At 43.5% G+C, this 24,488-nt stretch carries 26 protein-coding genes, 1 pseudogene and 1 riboswitch; of the genes and pseudogenes, 5 read left to right on the top strand and 22 right to left on the bottom strand.

The window, feature by feature from the left end; translation table 11 throughout:
- Positions 1–266: 266 nt before the first annotated feature.
- The 5 genes from CEF21_RS09590 to queC all read right to left on the bottom strand — a co-directional run bounded on the left by CEF21_RS09590 (position 267) and on the right by queC (position 2,935).
- The gene (locus CEF21_RS09590) at positions 267–488 is read right to left on the bottom strand and encodes a hypothetical protein (protein ID WP_123915728.1); all 222 of its coding nucleotides are present in this window, start codon (positions 486–488) and stop codon (positions 267–269) included.
- 115 nt (positions 489–603) lie between these two features.
- On the bottom strand, positions 604–1,101 hold the full coding sequence (queF, locus tag CEF21_RS09585; RefSeq protein ID WP_123915725.1) for a preQ(1) synthase: 498 nt from the start codon (positions 1,099–1,101) through the stop codon (positions 604–606).
- 13 nt (positions 1,102–1,114) lie between these two features.
- Entirely contained in the window at positions 1,115–1,846 is a 732-nt protein-coding gene (queE, locus tag CEF21_RS09580; RefSeq protein WP_123915722.1) for a 7-carboxy-7-deazaguanine synthase QueE, read from the bottom strand.
- Positions 1,839–2,279, bottom strand: a complete 441-nt coding sequence (gene queD, locus CEF21_RS09575) for a 6-carboxytetrahydropterin synthase QueD (RefSeq protein ID WP_123915718.1) — start codon at positions 2,277–2,279, stop codon at positions 1,839–1,841. The genes queE and queD overlap by 8 nt, the downstream gene beginning before the upstream one ends.
- Complete coding sequence (gene queC, locus CEF21_RS09570) at positions 2,276–2,935, bottom strand: 7-cyano-7-deazaguanine synthase QueC (RefSeq protein ID WP_123915715.1); 660 nt, start codon at positions 2,933–2,935, stop codon at positions 2,276–2,278. The genes queD and queC overlap by 4 nt, the downstream gene beginning before the upstream one ends.
- 153 nt (positions 2,936–3,088) lie before the next feature.
- Positions 3,089–3,133: riboswitch (PreQ1 riboswitch) on the bottom strand.
- Between the two features lie 80 nt (positions 3,134–3,213).
- Between queC and CEF21_RS09565 the strand changes: the two genes are divergently transcribed.
- Complete coding sequence (locus tag CEF21_RS09565; RefSeq protein WP_123915712.1) at positions 3,214–4,524, top strand: DUF2254 domain-containing protein; 1,311 nt, start codon at positions 3,214–3,216, stop codon at positions 4,522–4,524.
- A gap of 329 nt (positions 4,525–4,853) precedes the next feature.
- Here the strand turns inward: CEF21_RS09565 and CEF21_RS09560 are convergent, their stop codons facing one another.
- From CEF21_RS09560 to CEF21_RS09530, 8 genes are all read right to left on the bottom strand, one after another.
- On the bottom strand, positions 4,854–5,324 hold the full coding sequence (locus tag CEF21_RS09560) for a hypothetical protein (protein ID WP_123915710.1): 471 nt from the start codon (positions 5,322–5,324) through the stop codon (positions 4,854–4,856).
- Positions 5,325–5,335: 11 nt separating this feature from the next.
- A complete protein-coding gene (locus CEF21_RS09555) occupies positions 5,336–6,103 on the bottom strand; it encodes a hypothetical protein (RefSeq protein ID WP_123915707.1) in 768 nt (255 codons plus the stop codon).
- A 343-nt stretch (positions 6,104–6,446) separates the two neighbouring features.
- On the bottom strand, positions 6,447–6,572 hold the full coding sequence (locus tag CEF21_RS21575) for a DUF6254 family protein (protein ID WP_241156808.1): 126 nt from the start codon (positions 6,570–6,572) through the stop codon (positions 6,447–6,449).
- Between the two features lie 53 nt (positions 6,573–6,625).
- Entirely contained in the window at positions 6,626–7,129 is a 504-nt protein-coding gene (locus CEF21_RS09550; protein ID WP_123915704.1) for a LiaI-LiaF-like domain-containing protein, read from the bottom strand.
- A gap of 329 nt (positions 7,130–7,458) precedes the next feature.
- Positions 7,459–8,811 (bottom strand): hemolysin family protein, encoded by a 1,353-nt coding sequence (locus CEF21_RS09545; RefSeq protein WP_123915702.1) that lies wholly within the window; start codon positions 8,809–8,811, stop codon positions 7,459–7,461.
- 710 nt (positions 8,812–9,521) lie between these two features.
- Positions 9,522–10,097, bottom strand: a complete 576-nt coding sequence (locus CEF21_RS09540; protein ID WP_123915699.1) for an HAD-IA family hydrolase — start codon at positions 10,095–10,097, stop codon at positions 9,522–9,524.
- Between the two features lie 22 nt (positions 10,098–10,119).
- Positions 10,120–10,851, bottom strand: coding sequence for a metallophosphoesterase family protein (locus CEF21_RS09535; protein WP_123915696.1), 732 nt, complete (start codon positions 10,849–10,851; stop codon positions 10,120–10,122).
- A gap of 43 nt (positions 10,852–10,894) precedes the next feature.
- Positions 10,895–11,932, bottom strand: coding sequence for a YkvI family membrane protein (locus CEF21_RS09530; protein ID WP_123915693.1), 1,038 nt, complete (start codon positions 11,930–11,932; stop codon positions 10,895–10,897).
- Positions 11,933–12,126: 194 nt separating this feature from the next.
- On the opposite strand from CEF21_RS09530, the gene CEF21_RS09525 reads away from it, so the two are divergent.
- Complete coding sequence (locus tag CEF21_RS09525) at positions 12,127–14,271, top strand: ATP-dependent Clp protease ATP-binding subunit (protein ID WP_123915690.1); 2,145 nt, start codon at positions 12,127–12,129, stop codon at positions 14,269–14,271.
- 102 nt (positions 14,272–14,373) lie between these two features.
- Here CEF21_RS09525 and CEF21_RS09520 read toward each other — a convergent pair whose 3' ends face one another.
- From CEF21_RS09520 to CEF21_RS09510, 3 genes and pseudogenes are all read right to left on the bottom strand, one after another.
- Positions 14,374–14,853: a DUF6557 family protein gene (locus tag CEF21_RS09520; protein WP_123915687.1), complete on the bottom strand. Its 480-nt coding sequence runs from the start codon at positions 14,851–14,853 to the stop codon at positions 14,374–14,376.
- A 15-nt stretch (positions 14,854–14,868) separates the two neighbouring features.
- A pseudogene (locus tag CEF21_RS09515) lies at positions 14,869–15,483 on the bottom strand (IS1595 family transposase); the annotation flags it as partial.
- Positions 15,484–15,543: 60 nt separating this feature from the next.
- Positions 15,544–17,238 (bottom strand): M3 family oligoendopeptidase, encoded by a 1,695-nt coding sequence (locus CEF21_RS09510; protein ID WP_123920123.1) that lies wholly within the window; start codon positions 17,236–17,238, stop codon positions 15,544–15,546.
- Between the two features lie 183 nt (positions 17,239–17,421).
- Here CEF21_RS09510 and motA point away from each other — a divergent pair, with 183 nt between their 5' ends.
- Both motA and motB read left to right on the top strand, forming a co-directional pair.
- Positions 17,422–18,213, top strand: a complete 792-nt coding sequence (gene motA / locus CEF21_RS09505; RefSeq protein WP_123920121.1) for a flagellar motor stator protein MotA — start codon at positions 17,422–17,424, stop codon at positions 18,211–18,213.
- A complete protein-coding gene (gene motB, locus CEF21_RS09500) occupies positions 18,206–18,973 on the top strand; it encodes a flagellar motor protein MotB (protein WP_123915684.1) in 768 nt (255 codons plus the stop codon). Before motA ends, motB begins: the two co-directional genes overlap by 8 nt.
- A 252-nt stretch (positions 18,974–19,225) precedes the next feature.
- Here motB and CEF21_RS09495 read toward each other — a convergent pair whose 3' ends face one another.
- The 3 genes from CEF21_RS09495 to CEF21_RS09490 all read right to left on the bottom strand — a co-directional run bounded on the left by CEF21_RS09495 (position 19,226) and on the right by CEF21_RS09490 (position 20,986).
- Positions 19,226–19,663 (bottom strand): MarR family winged helix-turn-helix transcriptional regulator, encoded by a 438-nt coding sequence (locus CEF21_RS09495; RefSeq protein WP_123915681.1) that lies wholly within the window; start codon positions 19,661–19,663, stop codon positions 19,226–19,228.
- A gap of 182 nt (positions 19,664–19,845) precedes the next feature.
- Entirely contained in the window at positions 19,846–20,004 is a 159-nt protein-coding gene (locus tag CEF21_RS21260; RefSeq protein WP_164462142.1) for a hypothetical protein, read from the bottom strand.
- Between the two features lie 34 nt (positions 20,005–20,038).
- Positions 20,039–20,986 carry an aldo/keto reductase family protein gene (locus tag CEF21_RS09490; protein ID WP_123915678.1) on the bottom strand — a complete coding sequence of 316 codons (948 nt, stop codon included), beginning with the start codon at positions 20,984–20,986 and terminating at the stop codon, positions 20,039–20,041.
- Positions 20,987–21,223: 237 nt separating this feature from the next.
- On the opposite strand from CEF21_RS09490, the gene CEF21_RS09485 reads away from it, so the two are divergent.
- The gene (locus CEF21_RS09485) at positions 21,224–21,955 is read left to right on the top strand and encodes a ZIP family metal transporter (RefSeq protein WP_123915675.1); all 732 of its coding nucleotides are present in this window, start codon (positions 21,224–21,226) and stop codon (positions 21,953–21,955) included.
- A 74-nt stretch (positions 21,956–22,029) separates the two neighbouring features.
- On the opposite strand, the gene CEF21_RS09480 is transcribed toward CEF21_RS09485, so the two are convergent.
- The 3 genes from CEF21_RS09480 to CEF21_RS09470 form a co-directional block, all read right to left on the bottom strand.
- Positions 22,030–22,287 (bottom strand): aspartyl-phosphate phosphatase Spo0E family protein, encoded by a 258-nt coding sequence (locus tag CEF21_RS09480; protein ID WP_123915672.1) that lies wholly within the window; start codon positions 22,285–22,287, stop codon positions 22,030–22,032.
- 503 nt (positions 22,288–22,790) lie between these two features.
- Positions 22,791–23,465 (bottom strand): cyclic di-AMP binding protein CbpA, encoded by a 675-nt coding sequence (gene cbpA, locus CEF21_RS09475; RefSeq protein ID WP_123915669.1) that lies wholly within the window; start codon positions 23,463–23,465, stop codon positions 22,791–22,793.
- Between the two features lie 471 nt (positions 23,466–23,936).
- Complete coding sequence (locus tag CEF21_RS09470) at positions 23,937–24,473, bottom strand: 1,2-dihydroxy-3-keto-5-methylthiopentene dioxygenase (protein WP_123915666.1); 537 nt, start codon at positions 24,471–24,473, stop codon at positions 23,937–23,939.
- Between the last annotated feature and the right edge of the window lie 15 nt (positions 24,474–24,488).

Here is a 24,488-nt window from a genome sequence, read left to right as displayed (position 1 = left end):
ATTTTTTCCATATATCGATTTTTCGCTAATATTCGACAGTATGACATGGTAAAAAAAAGAGGCCCCTCGGAAGGTTTTTCAAGATGTGCCCTTCCTACTTACTTGCTGGTTTCCGCTCCAGGGCTGCTTCATCAAAATGCGGGCAGTGATTCTCATCCCAGCTTTGCGACTTTCTCTAAGCAGGCGTCACGTCTATCTGCTATCTTCAATCAAAAAAGGGAATGCGTACAATGCATCTCCCTTTTTCAGTATATAAGACGTGTAATTCAAAAACCTGCTTTGACTGTATTTCCATTTCCGTCTTCAACCGTGACGAGCTTCACATCACGCATAAAAAAGCTGAGCAGATCCCCGCGTTTATCTTCGAACATCATTCTTTCCTCTTCACTGAATTTCATGAGAACGGAGCTTTTATCAAGTTCACTCTCCACTTCTCTCGTCACATAAAAATCATTGCTGAAGTGATAGCGGATTTTGTATTTTTTCATGTTTTCCCCTCCTATTTCCTATTTGTAACCTATTCCACCCTCCTCTTAAAAAATCCTTTTCGACTGGATGGATTCATATTAAAAAACAGCCTTCCATAAGGAAAGCTGTCTCATTTTAACGGTTATCCACCTTTTCCGGATACAGATCATGATTCATCAAACGGTGTTCCGCCATTGTTTCATACTTCGTTCCCGGCTTCCCGTAGTTCGTATACGGATCGATGGAAATTCCGCCTCTTGGTGTGAATTTCCCCCAAACTTCGATATAGCGGGGATCCATCAGGTCAATCAAGTCGTTCATGATGATGTTCATGCAATCCTCATGAAAATCGCCGTGGTTTCTGAAGCTGAAGAGATATAGCTTCAAGGATTTGCTTTCCACCATCAGCTTGTCTGGAATATAGCTGATATAAATGGTTGCAAAGTCCGGCTGGCCTGTTTTCGGACACAGGGAGGTAAATTCCGGACAATTGAATTTCACAAAGTAATCCCGGCCGGTATGCTTATTTTCAAAGGATTCGAGAATGTCAGGGGAATATTCGAATAAATAGTTCGTTCCCTGGTTTCCTAATAGAGTTACTCCTGTCAATTCTTCGTCTTTTCTTCCGCTCATGTTCACTTCTCCTTTAAACGCCGCGCTTGTTTCCCCACAGCAGCGTATGAAGCTGCGGGAGAACGCGGACACGATTTAATTGTTCATCTTGCATAACCTGATCGATCAGCCATTCATAGCGGCTCATCAGTGTTTTCATCAATGCTTCATCATCTGCAGTTGCTGTATCGTCATTTCCGACCTGCAGATAAAATGGAATACCTGGGTACCTGAGATGAACCGTTTTTGCATAGGCTAAATCTTCTTCATTGAATATAACCACTTTCAGGCTTGCTGAAGAAAGGGTACCAGCATCTTTCAGACGGTTAAAAATACCGCTCAAAACATCAAAATCCCTATTCATCCCTGAACTTGGCGGCTTGGGGGAAATGGTAAGGTCATCAATCTCCGTGAACCATTCCTGGTATCGGCTTCCCTGCGTCTCGAGAGCAATCTCCATGCCCTTTTCTTTCAGCAGCGAGATGACAGACTGTAAATTTTTCAGCAGCGCCGGATTTCCTCCGGATACCGTCACATGCGAAAAACGGTTTCCGCCAACACGGGTGAGCTCTGCCCATACCTGCTCGGCATCCATCTGGATGATGTCATTCTTCGCGGACCCGTCCCATGTAAAAGCGGAGTCACACCATGAACAGGAATAATCGCAGCCTGCCGTCCGGATGAACATCGTTTTCTGGCCGATGACCATCCCTTCTCCCTGGATCGTCGGGCCGAAAATTTCAAGAACCGGAATCGTTTCAGCCATTGCTTTTCACCTTCTTCGGACGGAAGACCACATAGCTTGTCGGGGTTTCTCTGACAAATACCTGTACACAGACAGGCTTGCCAGGAAGCTGATCCAACTCCGCCTGAATGACCTCGCTGATTTTACGGGCAACTACTTCTGTTGTCGGAAAATCCTCTGGACTTTCAGAATTAAAAAGAGCATGCTCATTTAAAATCGTATGATCAAATTGTCCGTGTACAAGATTTTTCAGCGTTTTAAAGTTCACAAGAAACCCTGACTCATCCAGCGTGTTTCCGGCAATGGTTACATTGACAAAATACGTATGCCCATGGACATTGCGGCACGGGCCGGCACTTTCATGGGGAATATAATGGGCGGCGGACAGATGCATGTCTTTATTAAGCTCATATTGATAGTCATGGTTCACTTGAGGATAAATCTGCTGAATCATTTCGCCGCCTCCTTTTTGTTCATATAGGCGTCAAGGCCATTTTTTCGCAGCACACATGCCGGGCATTCACCGCAGCCATCTGCCGGAATTCCGTTATAGCATGTGAGGGTTTTCGTCCGGACATAATCAAGGGCTCCCAATTCATCTGCGAGCTCCCACGTTTCTTCTTTGTTCAGCCACATAAGCGGTGTATGGAAGACAAGCTGCTCATCCATAGCCAGATTGACGGTGACATTGCAGGATTTTATAAATTGGTCGCGGCAGTCCGGATACCCGCTGAAATCTGTTTCACACACTCCGGTCACGATGTGCCTGGCTCCAATCTGATTGGCCAGAACGGATGCAAATGATAGGAACAGCAGATTTCTCCCGGGAACAAAGGTCGACGGCAGTTCGCCATCTTTTTGTTCAATCTCAATATCATTTCTAGTCAATGCGTTCGGCGCAAGCTGATTCAGCAGGGACATGTCCAGGACGTGATGCCGGATTCCCTGCTCTTTTGCAATGGCTTCGGCGATTTCAATTTCAAGCTTATGCCGCTGATTATAGTTAAACGTGACCGCTTCTACTTCTTTATAATTTTTTAATGCCCAGAATAGACAGGTGGTGCTGTCCTGGCCTCCGCTGAAAACAACCAGTGCTTTTTCATTTTTCATGTTAAATCTCCTCCTGTAGACGGAGCTTCCAGTCACAACCATGTTTATCATGATTCAATTCGGTGAAATAATAAAGGCACCCCTAGAGAGGTGCCTTAGCGAATGATCTATAAAAAAACAAAAAACAATATCCAAGGAACGCCTCTGATATTGCTGTCCTTAGTTTTTTATAGAGGGTTGTGCTAGAACCTCTCCCGTTTTGAAAAACGGATTTGTATTTAGCTGACCTGTTCACTATACATGAAAAATGGCCATCTGCCAATACCGGAGGAATTTCAATGGAAAAGAACCGTTTTTTACAGGTGCGGGCAAGCTTTTGGTTCATCCCCTTGCTTTACGGGATCATCGCCCTGTTCTTCGCCTATGCCAGCATGGCACTTGACCGGTATGCTTCAAAGCACACCGGATTGTACGATTACATACCTGATTTATTTCTGTCCGATATGCAGCTCGCCCAGACAATTTTAAGCTCTCTTGCTACTTCCCTTTTAACGATGACAACCATTACGTTCTCGTCGATTCTTGTCGTACTGACCACTTATGCCGCCCAGTTTTCACCGAGGGCCTTGCAGAACTTCACCTCTGACAAAAGCTCCCAGCGCGTTCTTGGCATGTTCACAGGCGGTTTCGTTTATACGATTGTTCTTCTGCTTTTAGCAAGGGATAAGGGCGGAGATTTATTCATTGTGCCTACACTGGCCATTATTGTTGCCTTTGCCTGTCTTGCAGCGTTTGTTTTCTTTATCCATCATTCGGTAGCTTCCATTAAAGTCAGCAATCTCATTTTTCAAATTACAAGCAAAACGATGAAAGCTTGGGAAGAAAATCGCAAGGCGGATGAAAGACTTCATGCGCAGCCATCCTCCAGTGAAGTTAACACAATCACATCTGGAGAAGGCAGGGAACTGAAGAGCAAAAAAGCCGGATACATTCAGCATGTGCAGCTTCAGGATATGATTAAAGCGGCCCAAACGATGAATGCTGTAGTCAGGATTGATAAAGACCTGGGCAGCTATGTTGATGAAGGCACCCCGATTCTTACTTATTGGGCGCCTGATGGTGCCGATACAGAAAGGCTGCTGGATCAGATCTTGATTATCCCTGAACAGGAGCCGGTACAGGATGTCGGCTTTGGACTGCAAAAGCTTTCTGAAATCGCCATCCGATCCATATCACCTGCATTCAACGACCCCTATACGACCGCGAATGCAGTGGAACATATCGCTAGAATCCTGACGAAGCTCGGGAAAACCTATACTCCCCGCCCTTATTATATGGACAGCGGGCAGTCTCTTCGCGTTATATTCCATAAGCCTTCTTTTGAAGATTTATTGTATAAAAGCTTTTACTTGATCCGGCATCATGGAAAGGACGACACCGCTGTCATGCATTCCATCCTCCGTGCTTTAACGATTGTCGCATCCAATAACGGCCAAGAAGTGAAACATATCATCTGGGGTTTTTCATCCTATATACTAGAAGGTCTGAGGGAAGTGGAATGGCTTACACTGGATAAAAAATATCTGGAACATGAGTTTCAGATCCTTGCCGAAGCATGCGGGCAAAGAGAATCCTTTCAGAGAATTTAAACGGGCCGTAAATGTCCCCTTTAAAACCCAAAATGCTGTTTACTAAGTCCAGATATGAGTGAAATAGAACCCCCGGTATGCTCTGCTTGAAGCATACCGGGGGTTTTTTTTGGTAGCCGTTCGAAAAAAAGCAATGGATTAGGCTGATTGGATTGGACGGTGATTGACTGCTGCTTAGAACAGCTGGACGGGTGAGACCCGCCAACGCGTATATGCAATTAGTCAGCACAAACAAAAAAGGAAAAGGGGGAGAAATCAAAAACATGCACTACCTTGAGACTGCTTCATCGGTTTTTCATTCGGCTCTATAAGCAGGCTTGCCTCATGTATCAATCGTCCTTTTTTAATTTTCCGATCCCTTTCGGACTGTGGCTCCGGATGATTTGAAACACTGCTTCTGTCATGGAATCCGGATGATGAACAATAATCATAAATTCTCTCTCTTCTTTTTTAAAAGAGCATTTTTTTCTTTTGGTCTTGTAAAGGTATTCCATCACGAATCCCAGCGCAATCCCGCACACTAACCCAATCAGGCCCCATATGACTGGTCCCCAATAAAAAGAAAGACCATAAATCACTCCAAGCAGCATAAAGACCGCTCCTAATACTGCCGCCAAATCCAGAAGGCTTTTTCCATCGTCTGATAAATCTGTATCAAACACCGTTTGGAAATCTCCCATCCTCTCCAACGGGACAGCCAGAATATTGGCTGCCGGAACACCTGCTTTTTCAAGCTCGGTAACAAGCAATTCGAGAGATGTAGAGTATGTGAAAGTTGAGAATAGGTAATTCAGCTTCACCACGTCCTTATCTACAGCGGCATTTTAAAATCGGGATGCTGATAGCGGCTTTGCATATGCTTTTCAAGTTCCCGGTCAAACAATTTATTGTACTCCACCGTACTTACGTAACTGTCATAGGCAAGGAATACATAAAGGGAGGGTAAAAATAAAAACCATTGCGGCTGGGCGATTTGATGGACAAGCCCGAATTGACCGCTCGCAGTATAGAAGATGCATTTGTAGAGACCAGAATAATACGCTGTGATAATCCAGAAAAGGACTCCAAAAACAATGGATGGCAGCCGGTTTAAATAAAAGTGGCCGAGACCCGGTGTGAGAAGAGACCAAAACAGGGCGTAGACCGGCTTTCTTTTTTCCAGGACATTGATTTCAAGCGGACTTATATTTTTCATTTGAATCGGGGCACCTTCGCGGAAAGACAGAACGAAATATTTGTTGTATTCAATGGATTGCCTGTAACTGTCCCATATAATAAAGACATAAAAGGTTACATAAAGCCAAAGCCACTCTTCATTCATTACATCCAGCGCCATGCCGGGTCTGCCTGTCATGCTGTAATAGATGCCCTCGTTTAAATGGGCAATGTTATTCGCAAAAACTTCCCAAGCCATCAATAAAAATCCAGTTATGTATTTGCCAAGCAGGACATGGCCGAATCCAGGGAAGGAAGCAGACCACCATGAAACGATGAAAGGATTTCTCAGGTGGAAGACGTTCGTCATATAGGGATTGACGGCAGCAATCAGCCTTCGTCTATGATAAGGTTGTACCGGCACAAGGCTCCCTCTTTTCAAAGCAGTATCCCCTATATTTTGTCCGTATGCAGGAATGCTATTCCTTTGGAGCAATATCTCCCGAAAGATTAATGGACTGTCCAGAAAGTTCATTTTCGACGTTCTTTTCGCTTATTTACGGTGCGGGCTGATCTCTTCTCGATGCGCATGTCGCGATTTCATTTGCCTGGTGATCCTCCACGAGCCTAATCCGTCCGCAACCAGCGGCCTAACTGGTAAATGGCATAAAAACCTATAAAATTAAATACCCTGAATACTCGAAAGCATTCAGGGTTCAATCATTTCCTCTCCGCACACACAGGAGGAATTATTTCCTGAGCATCTGCTATTTCTTTGTTTTCGTCCCGACTTCTTCAGAGAGCTCTTCCAGAGATTTTACTTCTCCATGGGGATTCTGATGCTGTTTGTGATCCTTCCATTGACGTTCTTCCTGTTTTTTTGACTGGCTCATGATTCTCCATCCTTTCCTGATTCATACCGTTAGTGTTGATAAGGCGCGTAAAATTATTCTTTCGGTTTTTCAGAATGCTGTTTTCTAAACAAATAATAAAACCCGGCCGCTATAGCAAGGACCGGCCAGATTTTACCGCCGCTAAGAATGCGCCATTGTTCTGAAGCTGAAAAAAAGGAGGCAGCCAAAAGCCAAAAAGCTGGAATCAGCCATTTTTTCTCCCGGCCGCCAAACAGCCACATTTCTAAAAAACCAAGAGCCGGTGCAAGCAAATAATAAAACCAGATACCGCCTTTGTTATGCCATCCTGTTATGGCTTCGTACAAAAACAGCCCCCCGAGGACTAAGAGCACCCCTCCAGGCATAAGGAGACCCGTTTTTTTCTCATCCCTCTCTCCCAGAAAAAAAGAGACATGAAATCCCGCAGAAAGAATGAGTAAAAGAACCGGCCAGGAATAGCGCCAGAAATCCGGAAAGATTCCAAACGACTGAATAAGATAATACACTCCCGCCACTATGAGCAGACCGCCAAAAAGTCTTCTTTGCTTTCCTTCCAATTCCCTTCCCCCCATCAGCGCTTTTCATTTCCAAGTGTATGCCGTAATTTTCCTGAAAAGAGCATAAAAAAAGAGGCTGGGACAAAAGGTTTCCGGCTAATAAAAAAACTCTGTTATACTTAGCTGTTGATTTCCGCTTCAGGCGCTCGCTTTCCGCTTCAATCAACAGGGTTTAAAAAATCATCAACATGCGATAACATAGCGAATAAAAAAAACCGAACGATTATTTGAAACTCTGGTATAGAGCTTCGTAATCGTTCGGTTTTATTGTTTTTCATGCTTGTTTCAGGACAACAATTTTAGTTTTGTCCCAGCCTCTAAAGGTTCTTTCAAGTGGTACTGGCTACGCTTTGGTCGACTTGTTCAAGAACGGGATTAGCGCTCTCCTGAATCTGTCTCGTCAGCTCAAGGTATTTAATATGATGGTTCTCCATATCACGGACTTTAAAGGTGAACGATTCAAGCTGGACAAGATCGCCTTTTTGGATATCAAACTTCTCCGTCAGAATCCATCCTCCGATGGTATCTACATCCTTATCATCGATCTCAAGACCGAATAAATCATTCACTTCGCTGACAAGGACCTTTCCGTCCAGAATGTAGCGGTTATCATTGATTTTCTGAATGCTCGGTACTTCATCTGTATCGAATTCGTCACGGATTTCACCGACGATTTCTTCAAGAATATCTTCTACTGTTACAAGACCTGCAGTACCGCCGTATTCATCAATTAAGATCGCCATGTGAATCCGTTCCTTCTGCATCTTCACCAGAAGATCCTGAATCGGAATGGACTCAATAACCTGAATGATCGGTCTTACATAATCTTTCATGGAGAAGGAATCCGCGCCGTTTTTCTGAATCAGGTTTGTAAATACTTCTTTAATATTCACCATCCCGATAATATGGTCCTTATCGCCGTCTGTCACCGGGTACCTTGTATATTTTTCATTTTGCATAATTTGGATATTTTCATCCATTAAAGAATCAATGGATAAGGAAATGATTTCGGTTCTCGGCACCATGATTTCCTTGGCAATCCGATTATCAAATTCAAAGATTTTGTTGACATATTTAAATTCAGATTGATTAATTTCACCGCTCTTATAGCTGTCTGAAAGAATGATGCGAAGCTCTTCTTCACTATGCGCTAAATCATGCTCAGATGCAGGCTTCAGTCCGAATAAACCTGTAACGAACCGCGCTGAGCCGTTTAGAGCCCATATAAAAGGGTACATAATGGTATTAAACCAGGTAAGCGGGCGCGCAAGCATCAAAGTAATTTCTTCTGCTTTTTGTATAGCTACCGTTTTGGGAGCAAGCTCTCCGATCACCACATGCAGAAATGTCATAATCGCGAAAGCAAAAGCAATGGAAATAACGGGCGTGAGCGCTTCAGGCAATCCGATTTGAACAAAAAGAGGCTTAAGCATATGTTCAAAAGTCGGCTCCCCAAGCCACCCGATTCCAAGGGCTGTAACGGTAATTCCAAGCTGACAGGCCGATAGATAGCCGTCAAGATTTGAAATGATGCGCTTAGCCGCTGCGGCATTCTTATTGCCTTCCGCAACAAGCTGGTCAATACGAGAACTTCTAACCTTTACAATAGCGAATTCAGATGCCACGAAAAACGCGGTTAATCCAATCAATATTGCAATGAGCAATAAATTTACTATGTCCAAATAAGTTCCTTGTTCCGTCATATACGGAAAAGGAAGTCACCTCCCGGGCTAATGATAAATCCTCCCTGCAGGGCAGCATTACTGCCATGAGGGCATACGTTACAGAAAAACCGTTTCAAGGCTGCAAAACCATATGATGCGCCATTCCGTGCCCGAAACTCTTTTCTAATTTCCTGCTTTTAAAGCATACATTCTGATAAAACATCAGATGAAACCGGCCGCAGATCATGGCCGATAAGCATGAAGCAGTCAGCAGAACCTCTTGTGTTCATTATTCGATCTGCTTTTCTCCACGTGTTCACTGCCCCATCTTATCACCCCAATCTGAATATAGTTATTAGAATCATATACGATAGAAAACGATAGAGTCAAACATAACAGATTCCCAATTTCCTTATAAATATGACGAAAACGAAAGAAAAATACTTGATATACCGCTCTAATCTCATTTTTTCGATCGTTTGGAAGGTTTTTCATGATTTCCGCCAACATAAAGCGGTAAGCACGAACATAGTGCTGATTTTTCATCCCGGGGGCACCGCCTTCCATGGATAAGCGGAAGCCTGCCGGCTGCACCAGTCAACAGCCTGCTTTGCCTCTAAATAAAAAAGGAGACACTGCCACACGTGCCTCCTCTCATTCTGCCGGTATTCTTTATCCAAGCGGATAATCACTGCTCTTAAGAGGTGTTCAGTGATGGTTTCCGCGTATTAATTTTTGAATGAAGGAGCCACCCGGTCTTCAAATTGACGGTAGTCCATTAAATAAAAATCCGCCCCCTCAGAATCATTCTGGAAGAGACATGTTCTGATCCCAAGCTCTTTTGCCGGGAGAATATCAAGCTCCCTGTCCCCAATTGCAAGATCGATATAATGTTTTTCATGTAGATAGGAATACGAAGCAGGATGGGGTTTCCTCGGAAATCCATCATCTCCTGCGACGATCTCCTCAAAATAGTGCTCCCAGCCATAATGACGCAAGATGACATCTACTTCATTTCTTGGCTTATGGGTCATGATGACATTTTTAGAAGCCCGCTTCAGCACGTCCTCTACATATGGAAAAGGCGGTTTTAAAACTGGTGATAGCGCCTTTTCCTTCTGCTTAAACGCTGAGATTTCTTCTTCCGTCAACCCAAAGGTCTCAGCAGCATGGGAAAATGAAATTTTAAGCTGTTCAAAAATGTGCTCTTTTTTAACCTCCGGCTTTATTAGCTTGTACATCGTCTCCGTAAACGCCGGATACGTATTAAAAAGCGTTCCGTCAAAGTCCCAAAGTATATTCATAGAAGAAATCACCCTTATTTTTTCAGCTAAGTCCTCTGTACTTCGCTGTTGTCAGTTCTTGAATGTATTCATCCAGCTCCGGCATTCCCGCTTCTCTGGCAATCCGGATCGAGCGTTCAATATCATAAGGCACCCGGATAAGCTGAATCGAAAAAGGTCCTTCTGCTTCATCGCCCTCTGCCCCTTCCAATACAGCATAAGATGCCTGCGCCAGGTCAAGCGGATTGCCGACGCTTCCGGTATTAAAAAGTGTTTTTTCTTTATATTGATGGACGAATGCCTGATGGACATCCCCATACCCTGCAACATCCGGCTTTCTTGATGAAAAGCCCGTCATTTCCGTGTTTTCAAACATGCTCAATCTTTTCTCCAGTGAGTCCCAGGGCTGAATTCTTGTATAAATACTGAAAGGAGAGGCATGAAAAAGGCGAATCAGTCTTCCGCTCATCATCAGTTCCGCTTGAAAAGGCAGCCCTTTCAAAAAGCGCCGGTCCTCTTCGGTGAGCTGCTGCTGATGCCACTTCAGAGTCTCAAATTCGGTATCATTTGTAATAAAATCGTCCCAATTCCCCTTCACTGTCACATCACAGTGGGATTGAACCATTGAAATGGCTTCATGGGATTGGGGTCCCTTCCCTGCTAGGTCACCAAGGCAGATCACTTTCTCGATTCTTCTGTACTGAATATCGTCCAGAACGGCCTCAAGTGCCGGGACGTTCCCATGTATATCCGAAATCACAGCTATTCGATTCAATTCTCGTCACTCCTTTTCCAGACAGAATCCATTTTAACATAGGTCAGCCTTTCTTCGGCTTCTTTTTCAAAACGAGAGCTCCCAGAAATAAAAGACTTATGTAGCCGATTACAGGATAAATAGAAGAAATTAATTTTCCGTAGCCGATAAAGCTGAGGAAAAAACAAATGGCAAGGATCAAAGCAACCATCACCATTCTGGGGAGACCGAACAGCTGGGTGAGCAGCCGTTCCATTCCATAAAGGTTGCCGATAATCGAAGTCAGCACTTCGCCAAAAATAACAAGCACATACAAATAGTACGCAGCTGAAAAGACGGTATTCATTACCTCTGCCATCGGAATTTCAAACTTAACAGCACCCGGTACATAAAGTAGAGCCAAATGACTTCCAAGCATGATGATTAAAAGAATCAGCCCCCCCAGCCGTCCTCCGTTCTTTAATACATTCTCATCTTTCACTTCTGACGCAAGGGGGACAAGCACAGCCTGGGCAAGAGCGAGATTATATGCGGCATAGCATACAGCAGACACCGCCCATCCATGGCTGAAAAGCCTCATTTCTTTAAAGAGGAAAGACATCCCTCCCTCATTTATGGAGCTCGTCATAACGGCGATGCTCAGCAGAAGAAGCATCGGCACAACGAGCATATTCACACCGACCACTCCATGAAGTCCCTTTGACATGATGATCAAGGTCAAAAGAATACTGATCAGAACGCCGATTGAAGCCGGAAGCCCGATCCGTTCCTCAAAAATTGCCCCTGCCCCCGATACCATGACAGAAGTGACGCCAAAAAGCAGCAGGAGCATTACAGCATTCACTGCATGTCCGGCTTTATTCCCCAGCAAATACACATTCATTTCTTTAAAGGAGGACGCTTTGATTCTGGAGGCAATAATCATCAATTTTGTTCCAAGATGAATAAACAAACTGCCGGCAAGGAGGATGCCGATGGTTCCCGCTGCTCCAAAACGGGTAAAAAACTCTACAATTTCTTTTCCTGTAGCAAAACCCGCTCCAACAACCGTTCCCACATAGACAAAAGCAATCTGAACGACTAAAAAATTCTTATTTTGCATGACGTCCTCCCCTCCTCTTCTATATACGTATGAGACAAGTTTCTTGAAAAGAAGAGGAAAGATGCATTAAAGTCATGGACAATCCATCTTAGAAATTTTTCAAACAAAATACTTGAAAGTCAAAAAAGGTCAAACTATAATAAAAGTCAAAGATAGTCAAAGTCAGTTTATATTCTTAAGGAGGTTGTTTTTTCATGCAATGTCAAAACTGTAAGCAGAATCAGGCAACCGTTCAATTAAATGTTCAAGTAAACGGATCCCTAAAACAAGTTCAGTTATGCCATACATGCTTTTCCCATTATGAAAGCCAGATTCCTTCAGGCTTCAGCGGAGGAAACGGAGGATTCTCATCCTTCCCATTCGATCAATTATTTAAAAATATGGGAAGCAGCCAAGGTCAAAGTGCCCCAGGCTCAGAATCTAAACGGAAATCCGGCCAAAACGGCGGAGGTCTTCTGGATCAGATGGGAAGAAATCTTACAAACGCAGCAAAAGCCGGCCTTATTGATCCGGTCATCGGCCGGGAAGACGAAGTCAGCCGGGTCATTGAAATCCTTAACCGCCGGAATAAAAACAACCCGGTTCTGATTGGAGAGCCAGGGGTCGGTAAAACAGCCGTAGCGGAAGGATTGGCCCTTAAAATTTCGGAAGGGAAAGTGCCTTCGAAGCTTGCGAAAAAGGAAGTCTACCTTCTTGATGTCGCTTCTCTTGTAGCCAATACAAGCATGCGCGGACAATTTGAAGACCGGATGAAAAAACTCATCGCAGAACTGCAATCACGCAAAAACGTCATCTTGTTTATTGATGAAATTCATCTTGTTGTCGGAGCAGGATCTGCTGAGGGATCAATGGATGCCGGGAATATTCTGAAGCCTGCACTGGCCAGAGGTGAAATGCAGCTCATCGGGGCGACTACACTGAAAGAATACCGCCAGATTGAAAAGGATGCTGCTTTAGAACGCCGCTTCCAGCCGGTCATGGTTCATGAGCCGTCTCTTGATAAAGCCATCGAAATTTTACAGGGCATTCAGTCCAAATATGAAGAATATCATGGTGTCACGTTCAGCGATGAAGCAATTCGTGCCTGCGTAAACTTGTCGCACCGCTATATTCAGGACCGGTTCCTGCCGGATAAAGCCATCGATCTTCTCGATGAAGCCGGATCAAAAGCGAACCTGAAAGCAGACCGTGTTGAGGAAGCTGATATTCATGATCAGCTCGGCAAGCTGGCGAAAGAGAAAGAAAAAGCGGCTGCAGAGGAAAACTATGAGCTCGCCGCCAAACTGCGCCACGAAGAAATTCTGCTGGAAAAACAGCTTGAGAAACAGGATCATCAGGAAAAAATGATTGTCGGACTTAGTGAGATACAGGCCATCATTGAACAAAAAACCGGTATTCCTGTTGGTAAAATCCAGGAAGACGAACAAGCTAAAATGAAAAGCCTGGAAGGCAATCTTTCCAAAAAAGTAATAGGACAAGATGAGGCTGTTCAAAAAGTTGCGAAAGCTGTGCGCAGAAGCCGCGCCGGTTTAAAACGCAAAAACCGTCCGATCGGTTCCTTCCTTTTTGCAGGTCCGACCGGTGTAGGGAAAACAGAGCTGACGAAAACACTGGCAGAAGAACTGTTTGGCACAAAAGATTCCATGATCCGCCTCGATATGAGCGAATATATGGAAAAACATGCCGTGTCCAAAATCATCGGTTCTCCTCCAGGATATGTCGGCCATGATGACGGAGGCCAGCTGACCGAAAAAGTACGCAGGAATCCTTACAGCATCATCCTTCTGGATGAGATTGAGAAGGCACATCCTGACGTGCAGCATATGTTCCTTCAAATACTGGAAGACGGCCGTTTAACAGACAGTCACGGCAGAACCGTCAACTTTAAAGAAACAGTCATCATCATGACGAGCAATGCCGGAACAACGGAAAAACGGATGACGGTTGGTTTCGATACAGAGGCAACCGCTGCAATTAAAGAAAGCACGCTGCTGGATTCACTTGGAACGTTCTTCAAACCAGAGTTCCTGAACCGCTTCGATGCGATTATCGAATTCCAGTCACTTGAACGCAAACATATGCTGGCCATTGTTGAGCTCATGCTTGCCGAGCTTCAGGAAACGCTGGATGAAAAGAATCTGAAGCTCACTGTTTCAGATGAAGCGAAAAACAGACTTGCCGAACTCGGCTACCATCCTGCATTCGGTGCCCGTCCGCTTCGCCGGGTCATTCAGGAACAGCTTGAAGATCAAATTACAGACCTGCTGATTGATCACAGCGAGCTGGACCATGTAAAAGCTGTATTCGAAAATGAAAGCATTACTGTCACAAAAGCTTAATAAGGAAAAAGGGCTGTCCCGGCGGACAGCCCTTTTTTTAGGCTCTGTTAAAAAATATTGTTGTTTTTGGACAAGAACTAAAGGACCTCAATTGATGGTCCCTTAGTTCATTTCATTATCATTATCATTATCATTATCATTATCATTATCAAAATTATCGTAGCCAAAAAACGTCATTTCCCACAAACAATGTGCAAGAATACTTTCAAAACTCATTGAGTTTAAAGTGTCGGAATCGATGTAAAAATTTAACCATTCATTGAAGTTATTACCAACAAGTGAGTAGCCAAAATGCTCATCATCTCTACCCGAAACGTCAAAATACAAGTTTTGATTATTTTCATCGAAAGATGGTTGATAAACTGGTTCATCATCTTCATCCGATTCAAATGCAACTATATAAATAAACATATTTGAAAGATTATCTTTTAGCTCAACATTATGCAGTTTTTCATATAAAACTATAAAATCGTTTTGAATATCTTTGATTTCTCGTTCCATTCTATCTGAATAATTCAAAATGATTTTTCCCCAAACTTTATCAAAGGGGGTTATTGAAACTAAGTCTTTTAAGGTATTCATATACGCCTCCAAAAATTATACCTGAAAGCCCGACAATCTTAGGCTTTCATAAGTTGCATTAGTCGAGAACAAGCAGCTATCAATAACCATTTTACTTACCGTTGAAGAATCATTACGAAATCTGATTAAGTCAACGAATTGGAACCAACTTAAATAATGGACGAGGTATTTGGTTGCCACGCCTTTAAATCGGTCCATCCAGCCTTTTAACCGGATATGATAGTTATTGACATTTTGAATGTGATAAAGCCCTCTGACTCGTTCCTTTCCGTCAGATTTGAATGGATAATGTTCTAACCCTGTATCTTTTGCATAGGTTTTGAAGGCTCGCCACGCATCAGTACAAAGGGTATTGGATTTGGATAATCTGGACCCAATAGCTTGATCCAAACGAGATTTCACAATTCGCCCTTGTCCTATCACTCTTGAAAAGGTCAGTATTTGACGGTCCCTTGCAATCAACACACAAACTTGTACTTTGCTGATGCCACGGAATTGAGAAGCTCCGCCACGTTTGCGGGCTTTACGCCCATTTAATTTTCGTATACCTTTTTCAGAGTATAGGAAATAGGTTTCATCCATTTCAACAATACCAGAAAATTGGTCAAAGTCCATTTGTTTTAAAGCGGATGATTTTCAATGGAAAACATAGTAAAAGCCCCACGGATCCGGAGGGCTTTTACTCTTCTATTACAAAGCTTGATCGTCCACTTTATTCAGCCATTCTGTAATTTCTCCAACTACCGACTGAATGGTACCATCTTCAAATGGAGATTTTAAACCAGCTGCTTTTACCAGTCCAAGGAACGCTTTGCTTCCTCCCTGCTTGCATAAATTCAGGTAACTGCCCCAAGCCGCCTCTCTATCTTCGTGCAGCTGCTTCCAATACTGCAGAGCACAAATTTGAGCCAGGGTGTAGTCAATATAATAGAAAGGAGAATTGTAGATATGGCTTTGTTTTTGCCAGAATCCTCCCTGCTCCAGATAGTGGCTGTCTTGATATTCGCGGTGAGGCAGATAGGTCTTTTCAAGCTCTCTCCATTTGCTGTTGCGCTCTTTCGGCGTCGCATCCGGATTCTCATAGATAAAGTGCTGAAATTCATCTACCGCCACCCCGTAAGGAATAAACTTCAATGCCCCGCTCAGATGAGAGAACTTATATTTTTCTGTGTCTTCCTTGAAGAACAGCTCCATCCATGGCCATGTAAAGAATTCCATGCTCATCGAATGAATTTCGCACGCCTCATGGGTCGGCCACTGGTATTCCGACACCTCAAAGCCGCGGCTCATATAAACCTGGAATGCATGTCCGGCTTCATGTGTCAGGACATCAATATCCCCGGATGTACCGTTAAAGTTTGCAAAAATAAACGGAGATTCATAATCTGCTACATAGGTGCAGTACCCTCCGCCTGCCTTCCCTTTTTTCGAGAGGAGATCGAGCAGGTTTTTATCCGCCATAAACCGGAAAAATTCATCCGTTTCCGGAGAAAGCTCATTGTACATTTGTTTCCCGGTGTCTACGATCCAGTCCGGATCTCCTTTCGGCACAGCATTTCCTGATGTGAATTCAGCCGGCTCATCGTAGTATAAGAATTCATCTAAGCCAAGCCGTTCTTTTTGCCGCTCATAAAGGCCGGTTGCAATTGGAACGATATGCTCTTCAACCTGTTTGCGGAACTTGCTGACCATTTCCGCATTATAATCAATCCGGTTCATTCTTGCGTATCCAAGTTCTGTGAACGTGCGGTAGCCTAATTTTTTCGCGATGCGGGTCCTTACCTTCACGAGCTTGTCATAAATTTCATCGAACTGGTCCGCCTGGCTTGAAAAGAATTCAAACTTTGCTTCGCTCGCCCGCTTACGCAAATCCCGGTCTGTGGATTCTGCAAAAGGCTGCAGCTGCACAAGTGTATATTCTTTGCCATCGAACTCAATTTTTGCTGAAGCTACAAGTTTCGTATACTCGCTGGAGAGCTTATTTTCTTCCTGAAGATCCTGAAGCACCTCTTCTTTAAACGTCTTCAGCTGTGTTTCAGCGAGGTCAAACAGCTGCTGCCCCCACTGCTCCTCTAACCGGCCGCGGTATTTGGAATCAGCCAGTGCCTGATAAAATTCAGTTACGAGTCCCTGGAGATGGGGCTGAAGCTCATCCATAAAATCCTGCTCAGCCTTGTAAAATTCATCGTTTGTATCGATCGAATGCCGGATGTAGCATATGTTTGCCATCGTATCCGCCGCATTCCGGATTTTGTAGATTTCCTTCATCGCTTTGTCCTGATCTTCAAAACGCTCCGCTTCTTTGAATAAAGAAAGCGCCTCATTAAATTGTGTCTTTATCTGGTTCAAATCCGGTCTTTCGTATATGTATTGTTCAAAACGCATCAAATTCACTGCCTTCCTTAATATGACCTTCCTATTAATTATTCTTCATCAAACCGGAAATCCCTTCTGCGATTGATTTCCTTTTACCTATTAAGAATGGCCCGAATAATCCGATATAGGAAGTAGATAAAGGGCTAATACTTTATGTCCGGAAAAAAAGATGTACAAAGGTTTGGTGAAATCATGGATAAAACAACGTTAATAGGTCTTGTATTAGGGATTATCGGTGTGGGTGTAGGAATGGTGATGAAAGGGGTTAATCTTTCTGTTCTGATAAACCCGGCAGCGATTCTCATCATCATCGTAGGAACGGCCGCAGCTGTTGTGACAGCTTTTCCGGCAGATGAAATCAAAAGAGTGCCTAAATTATTCGGGGTCTTATTTAAAGAAAGAAAAATCCCAACGATCCAGGAACTGATTCCGATGTTTTCAGAGTGGGCACAGGTTGCAAGGAAAGAGGGCCTTCTTGCACTGGAAGCGAAGCTATCTGATGTGGATGATGCGTTTCTGAAGAACGGCTTAAGCATGGCGGTCGACGGGCAAAACGCTGACTTTATCCGTGATGTGATGAGTGAAGAAATTGAGGCAATGGAAGACCGGCATGCATCCGGAGCAGCGATTTTCACGCAGGCTGGAACATACGCACCTACTTTAGGGGTTCTCGGAGCCGTAGTCGGACTGATCGCCGCCCTTTCCCATATGGATAAAACGGATGAGCTTGGCCATGCAATCGGCGGAGCATTTATTGCAACATTGCTCGGTATCTATACCGGCTATGTCCTCTGGCATCCTTTTGCCAATAAATTAAAGCGGAAGTCCCGCCAGGAAGTTAAAGTTCGGGAAGTCATGATTGAAGGAGTCCTTTCCGTTTTGGAAGGACAGGCTCCGAAAGCAATTGAGCAAAAGCTTGCTACGTATCTTCCAGCGGGAGAACGCGCAAAGCTGAAAACGGAAGGGGAAAATTCCAATGGCTAAAAGGAAGAGAAAGGAAAAGCATGAGGAACATATGGACGAATCTTGGCTCATCCCTTATGCTGATCTTTTAACTCTTCTCCTTGCCCTCTTTATTGTGCTTTTTGCAATGAGCTCCATTGATGCGAATAAATTTCAGATGCTGGCCAGAGCTTTCAACAGCACATTTGAAGGCGGTACAGGGATCATGGAATATCCAAGTCCGCTGCCGGATGGAGAAATGGAAGAGCTTGATGTGACAAAAACAGAGCCGAAAGAACAGCAGGATCAGGAGCATGAAAAGCTGAAGGAAGCAGAGAAGAAAATAAACGACTACATTTCAAAAAAAGGCTTGAACGATAAATTAAAAACCTCTCTTACAGATGAAGGACTTCTCATTACGATTAATAATGATATTTTGTTTGAATCAGGAAGCGTCTATGTAAGAAAGCGAGATGAAGATCTGGCGAAAGAAATTTCCCAGCTGCTTGTCATGGAACCGCCGAGAAGCATTATCGTAAGCGGACATACGGATAATATTCCTATTCAAAATGCACAATATGATTCCAACTGGGAATTGAGTGTGATGAGAGCTGTTGAATTTATGAAGCTTCTTCTCACGAATCCCTCCCTCTCCCCTGAATTATTCAGTGCGAAAGGATATGGTGAATTCAAACCCATCTCAAGCAACAAAACAACCGAGGGAAGACAGAAAAACCGGCGGGTTGAAATTCTGATTCTTCCTCTTGTCCAAAAAGGACAGCAAAATCCGGTTTCTTCATAATCAAAAAGCTCTTTTAAACTTGGCTGTTGATTGCAGCTAGCAGGCGCTCGCTTCAATCAACAGGGTTTAAAAAATCAGCAATATGCTTTAACATAGCGAATCAAAAAAGGCCTGGATGAAAATCCGGCCTTTTTTATGCTGAATGTTGCTCACCTCAGCCGACGTGAGCTGCACCCTTTGCTTTTAGACAGCAAAAAAGAAGACCGATTCACTGAATCATCCGGTCTTCTTTTTTTCATTTGAAATACCTGCTCAGTCCAGTTCTCTTGCATGGTAGCCAATGCGTTTAATCATTTCAATGGCCTGAGACTTTTCTTCTTCTGAAAGGATTCCGACAATCTCATCGATTTTTTGCTGATGGGACGGAAATATATCTTCAATGAGAGCTTTTCCCTCATCCGTAATATGAGCGTATGTCACCCTGCGGTCTTTGTCACATGCCTTACGGGCAAGCAAGCCCTTTTGCTCCAGCTTGTCTACCACATACGTGATGCTTCCGCTTGCCAAAAGAATCTTGCCGCCAATTTGCTGAAGCGGCTGGTCACCTTTATGATATAAAAGCTCCAATACGCCAAATTCGGTCGGGTTCAGTCCAAAAGAAGTAATGTGCTTGTTCATTCGGTCATTCATCGCCCGGTAAGCACGCGACAAAACGACAAATAGTTTAAGCGATTGTTCAGAATGGTTCATTTTGCATCAATCCTTCAATTTTAAAAAATCTTGAATTCTAACTAAATCATAGTAAAATTATGCCCTTAAGTCAATAGAATCGTCTTCTGGATGCATCAATGAAGGGCAACCATTTCCCCGTTCCTCTCCCATTCTCTTCTTTATCCCGCCAGTGAGCCTTTCTGGAGGCTTATTTTTCTCTGTTATATATTGTTCTTAACATCTGTTGATTGGAGCGGAAGGAGCGAGACTCCTGCATAGAGCAGAGGCTCACCGCCCGCTGCCAAGTTTAACAGGCTTTTTTTAAATACCCATGCAGGATAAAATCTTTTAACGGGAAGCTTCACTAAGGATTTCTTCATTTAGATGGCTCCGAATGACTGTTCCATCTTCAGCTTAAACAGCGAGAATGCTTTCAATTTCATTTAATACTTCGTACGATAGCATAACAGAGGAAGCTTTTGCATTTTCCTCAATTTGTTCAGGAGTCGATGCGCCGACAAGCGTACTCGCCACGTTCGGATTTCTTAATGTCCAGGCCAATGCCAGCTGGGCAAGGGTGATATCAAGACTCGAAGCAAGCTCCGAAAGCTGGCTTACTTTCCGGTTCATAATGTCGTTTAAGATTTCCTTCACCCATGTATTAACCTGTTCATTGGAAGCGCGGCTCCCCTTCGGAATTTCCCCTTCCATATATTTCCCTGTCAAAACCCCCTGTGCCAGCGGGGACCAGACCACTTGTGAAATTCCATTTTTCTCGCTGATCGGCATTATTTCCTCTTCAATGTCGCGGTGCAGCATATTGTATTGAGGCTGATTGACAACAATTCGATCAAGCAAGTACCGGTCGGCTACATGGACCGCTTCCTGAAGCTGGGCCGCTGACCACTCACTGACACCTGCATAGAGGATCTTTCCTTGTCTGATTAAATCATCAATGGCCCTTAGCGTTTCTTCTAAAGGAGTTTCTGTATCATAGCGGTGGCAATAAAAAACATCCACATAATCCAAGTCCATACGTTTCAAGCTCGCATGCACCTGCTCCATAATATGCTTTCTCGACAGCCCTCTTTCATTCGGCCCCTCGCCCGTCGGCCAGAAAGCTTTTGTCGTCACTACATACGTTTCCCGTTTAAATGACTTAAGTGCTTTACCCATCACCTCTTCAGCGAGGCCCTTCGCATACACATTTGCACAGTCAAAAAAGTTAATGCCCGCCTCATACGCTTTATGTATAATCAATTCAGCGGATTTTTCATCGATTGTCTGGCCAAAAGTAAGCCAGCTCCCCAAGCTGATTTCAGATACTTTCAAACCGGATTTTCCCAGTCTTCGATAATTCATCCCGATCCCCCCGTGTGTATACTTGCCATATGTAAAAAATTTGACAGCATTCTGTAAAATCACTCTTAACTTATCAGAAATTTCAAAAACCGTAAAGGAAATTCACGATAAATGATTCAACGAATGCCGACATAATCAGAGGTTTACAGGGATTCATGTCGAATGGAAGACATATTTATTATTTTTCCGGGAATTGTGATACATTACTCTTAATGAAGAGAAAACGAGAGGTGTGAAATGAACGACGTTATTTTTGGAAGTATTCTTTCTGCTCTATCCACAGGCTTGGGTGCAGTGCCTATCCTATTTTTGCAAAAAACTTTAACCCATAAATGGCGGGACAATCTTCTTGCATTTTCTGCGGGAATAATGATGACGGCTTCAATGGTGAGCCTGATTCCGGAAGCGCTGAAAACCGGAGGAATGGTACAGGTCGGAATAGGCCTTTTTTTAGGCGTATTAATTCTGACAATCCTTGAAAAACAAATCCCTCATATTGACCTTGAGCATTCAAAAACCGGAATCCAGTTTGATGAAAAAGCGATGCTGATTGTCGCAGCCATTACCCTGCATAATCTTCCAGAAGGGCTCTCGGTTGGCGTCAGCTATGCAGCAGACTCAGGAGATACGGGCAATTTAATCGCCTTTGCGATCGGTTTCCAGAATGCGCCTGAAGGATTCCTCGTTGCCTTGTTTCTGATCAGCCAAAACATCGGGAAAATGAAGGCGTTCCTGATTGCGACCGCGACCGGAGCGGTTGAGATTGTCACCTCTCTAATCGGCTTTTATTTAACTTCCTATGTCAATATGCTTGTGCCGTACGGTCTTTCCTTTGCAGCCGGAGCTATGCTGTTCATTATTTATAAAGAACTCATTCCCGAAAGCCATGGTGATGGAAATGAAAGGACCGCCACGTATGCTTTTATTGCAGGTATTGTCTGTATGCTTATTCTTATTGATGCCTTCTGAATCGGGTGACACTTGGAAAAGAAATGATGCGTGTCTGAAAAACAAAAAGACCGGGAATCTATCCCCAGTCTCTCTTAATGGTCTGCAGCAGCGTGCTGTGTTTGCTGTGAAAATCCCCATGTGGCCACTCGTGTAACGAGCTTTGTAAAGGGTGTAGCACTTCTGTGCCCCCACTCCATTTCCTGGAATTGATTTAACAGCTCGTCCAGCTCCTGGCTGTATTTTACGACTTCGTTGCTCGTATAGCTTTTAGACCCTGCAGCCGAAATCATTTCCTCTCTTTTTTTATTGATTTTTAAAATGAGCTCTTCTTTTTGCAAAGGTTCAATCACGTCTTCTCCTCCTCTTAGAATTTAAAAAGCAGGGTATGTCAAAAACCTAATTGTAAATTCCTAGAGAAAAAATTGCCGAATCATATATAAATATGTTACATAATTGTTAATATTTAGATTTTATTACTTTATTCCCAAAATAGAAACAGCCTAAACCATTTTTTTATAAAAAATTTGATTTTTCGCATTTTTCACCGTTATTTTTTGATTGCGGATAAGGTCTGAAAAGTCTTGAAGAGAAGAAATAATTGAAATTAAGTCCTTCTGAGCGTTCATGGCATTCAGGAGGTTTATTTTTTACCCATTTTTTGAACAATCCTGTTACTGGCTGATTGAAGCTTAAGGTGCGGTCCCTCAGGCTCAATGCGCCAATAAGGCTGTCCCGCCCTCCTGCTAGCTGCAGGTTACCAGTAAGGCCTGTCCTAAAGCTTCTCATTGTCACGGCCTTATCTTCACCTCAAAAAAAATAGCACAAACCATGGCCGTGGATTGTGCTACTCATTTTATTTAACAGCCTCTTTTTCTGCTGACTTGCCTGCCGGGGCTTTATCGTTTTTCACATCATCAATAAAGGTAACCCTGAAATCTTTTTCCTCCAGCTTGCTGATAATTTTATTGAGCTTTTTCTCTGACAGCTCATGGGAAAGATTCACGACAATTCTTCTAAGATAATCTCCATTATCAAGAGTCAGCATCCCTTCAATATTCACATCTTTTACCGTACTTACCAGTTCTTTGATGGCTCCCTTATGCTCCTTAGTCGCCACGGTCATCAAATATCCGCCGGTTTTCATGCCGAAGGAATCCTCCAGTACATCCATAATGTTGGCATGGGTCATGATTCCCGCAAATTCCCCGTCTTCATTAATAACAGCCAGGAACGGAAGTCTCTTAATGGTAAGGAACGCTTTAATAAAGGATTCTTCTTCGAGAATAAAAGCATCCTGATCCTTAATCAGGGAAGCAATGGAATCTTCACCTTTTCCATCGTGCTCGTGATAATACTCAAGCAGCGTCACTTTATAAATAAGACCCGCGAATTTTTTCCCGCCCTCAGCAAGAACCGGAATGCTGCGATAACCGGTTTCTTTCAATTGATTATAGGCTTCCTTTACAGTACTTGAAGCATCACAGTACTTTACTTCTTCTTTTTTCACATAGTTATAACGGATTTTCATCTTAAACCTCCTAGTAAAGTAGACTGATAAGGATTTTAGAAAATTTTACACATAAGAAGGTAATAAGTAAAGAAAATTATGAGTTTTCAGTTTCCTTTGAATCCTCTTCTGCCGCCCGTTTTTTTTCACACGGCCAGGCGCCAGTTTATATCTTCTTTCCCGCAGTTCCCACTATCCAATCATTCAAGACGACTTTTTGGCTGGAATCACTAAGAAATAGGCTATTCAGTAAATATCCCGTTAGAACTAAAAATGATCAAAATTTTTTCGGCTGCACGACTCCCTCTTCCAGTGAAGCAGGAGTGCCTCCCCTCCGTTTCAATCGGCCTGTCGTAAACGGCAAAAAAACCCGAACGATAAGGGGATCGATTCATGAACCTATCGCCTTATTGTTCGGGTTTATAAAGGGCTTAGAAACTTCTGTCCCAGCCTCATTAGAAAACGAGACTATTACGAAGCCTCTCTATTAAATTATTTTGTATTCAGCTCTTCTTTATCGTAGATTGGCACCCAGCCTTCTTTTGTTACGAAGATTCTGACCGCTACTACTTTCCGGTCTTCCTGAAGGGTAAAGTAATGGCGGATATTTTCCGGTACCGAAATTAAATCTCCCGGTACAAGTTCCACGTTGAAAAAAGAACCGTCCTTTGCCTGAATAATAAAGACTCCATGGCCGCTGACAATGAATCTTACCTCGTCATCAGTGTGATGGTGCTCCTGCTGGAAATTTTTCAGGAGCTCATCTAAGTTCGGTGTTTTGTCTGAAAGAGAAATAATGTCCTGCGCCTGATAGCCGCGTCTTTTTGAAATATCGGTTATCTCTCCTTTAAACACTTCAAGAATCTCGTCTTTTTCTTCATCTGACAGATCATATTTTTCTTCCAGATGGCCGGGCAGTTTTTGGATGTCCCAGTTCTCATAAATGACTTCCTGCTGTTCAAGAAAGGCTGCTACTTGATCCTGATCGCTGATTCTTTCTCCAGTACGTTGAAAATAAATCGTTGCCATTTGTTCTTCCCCCTA

Origin of the sequence: Bacillus sp. FJAT-42376 (assembly GCF_003816055.1) — a bacterium.
Taxonomy (GTDB): domain Bacteria; phylum Bacillota; class Bacilli; order Bacillales; family Bacillaceae; genus Metabacillus_B.
The sequence above is the reverse complement of the archived record's forward strand: the minus strand, read 5'-3'. Positions and strand labels throughout refer to the sequence as shown.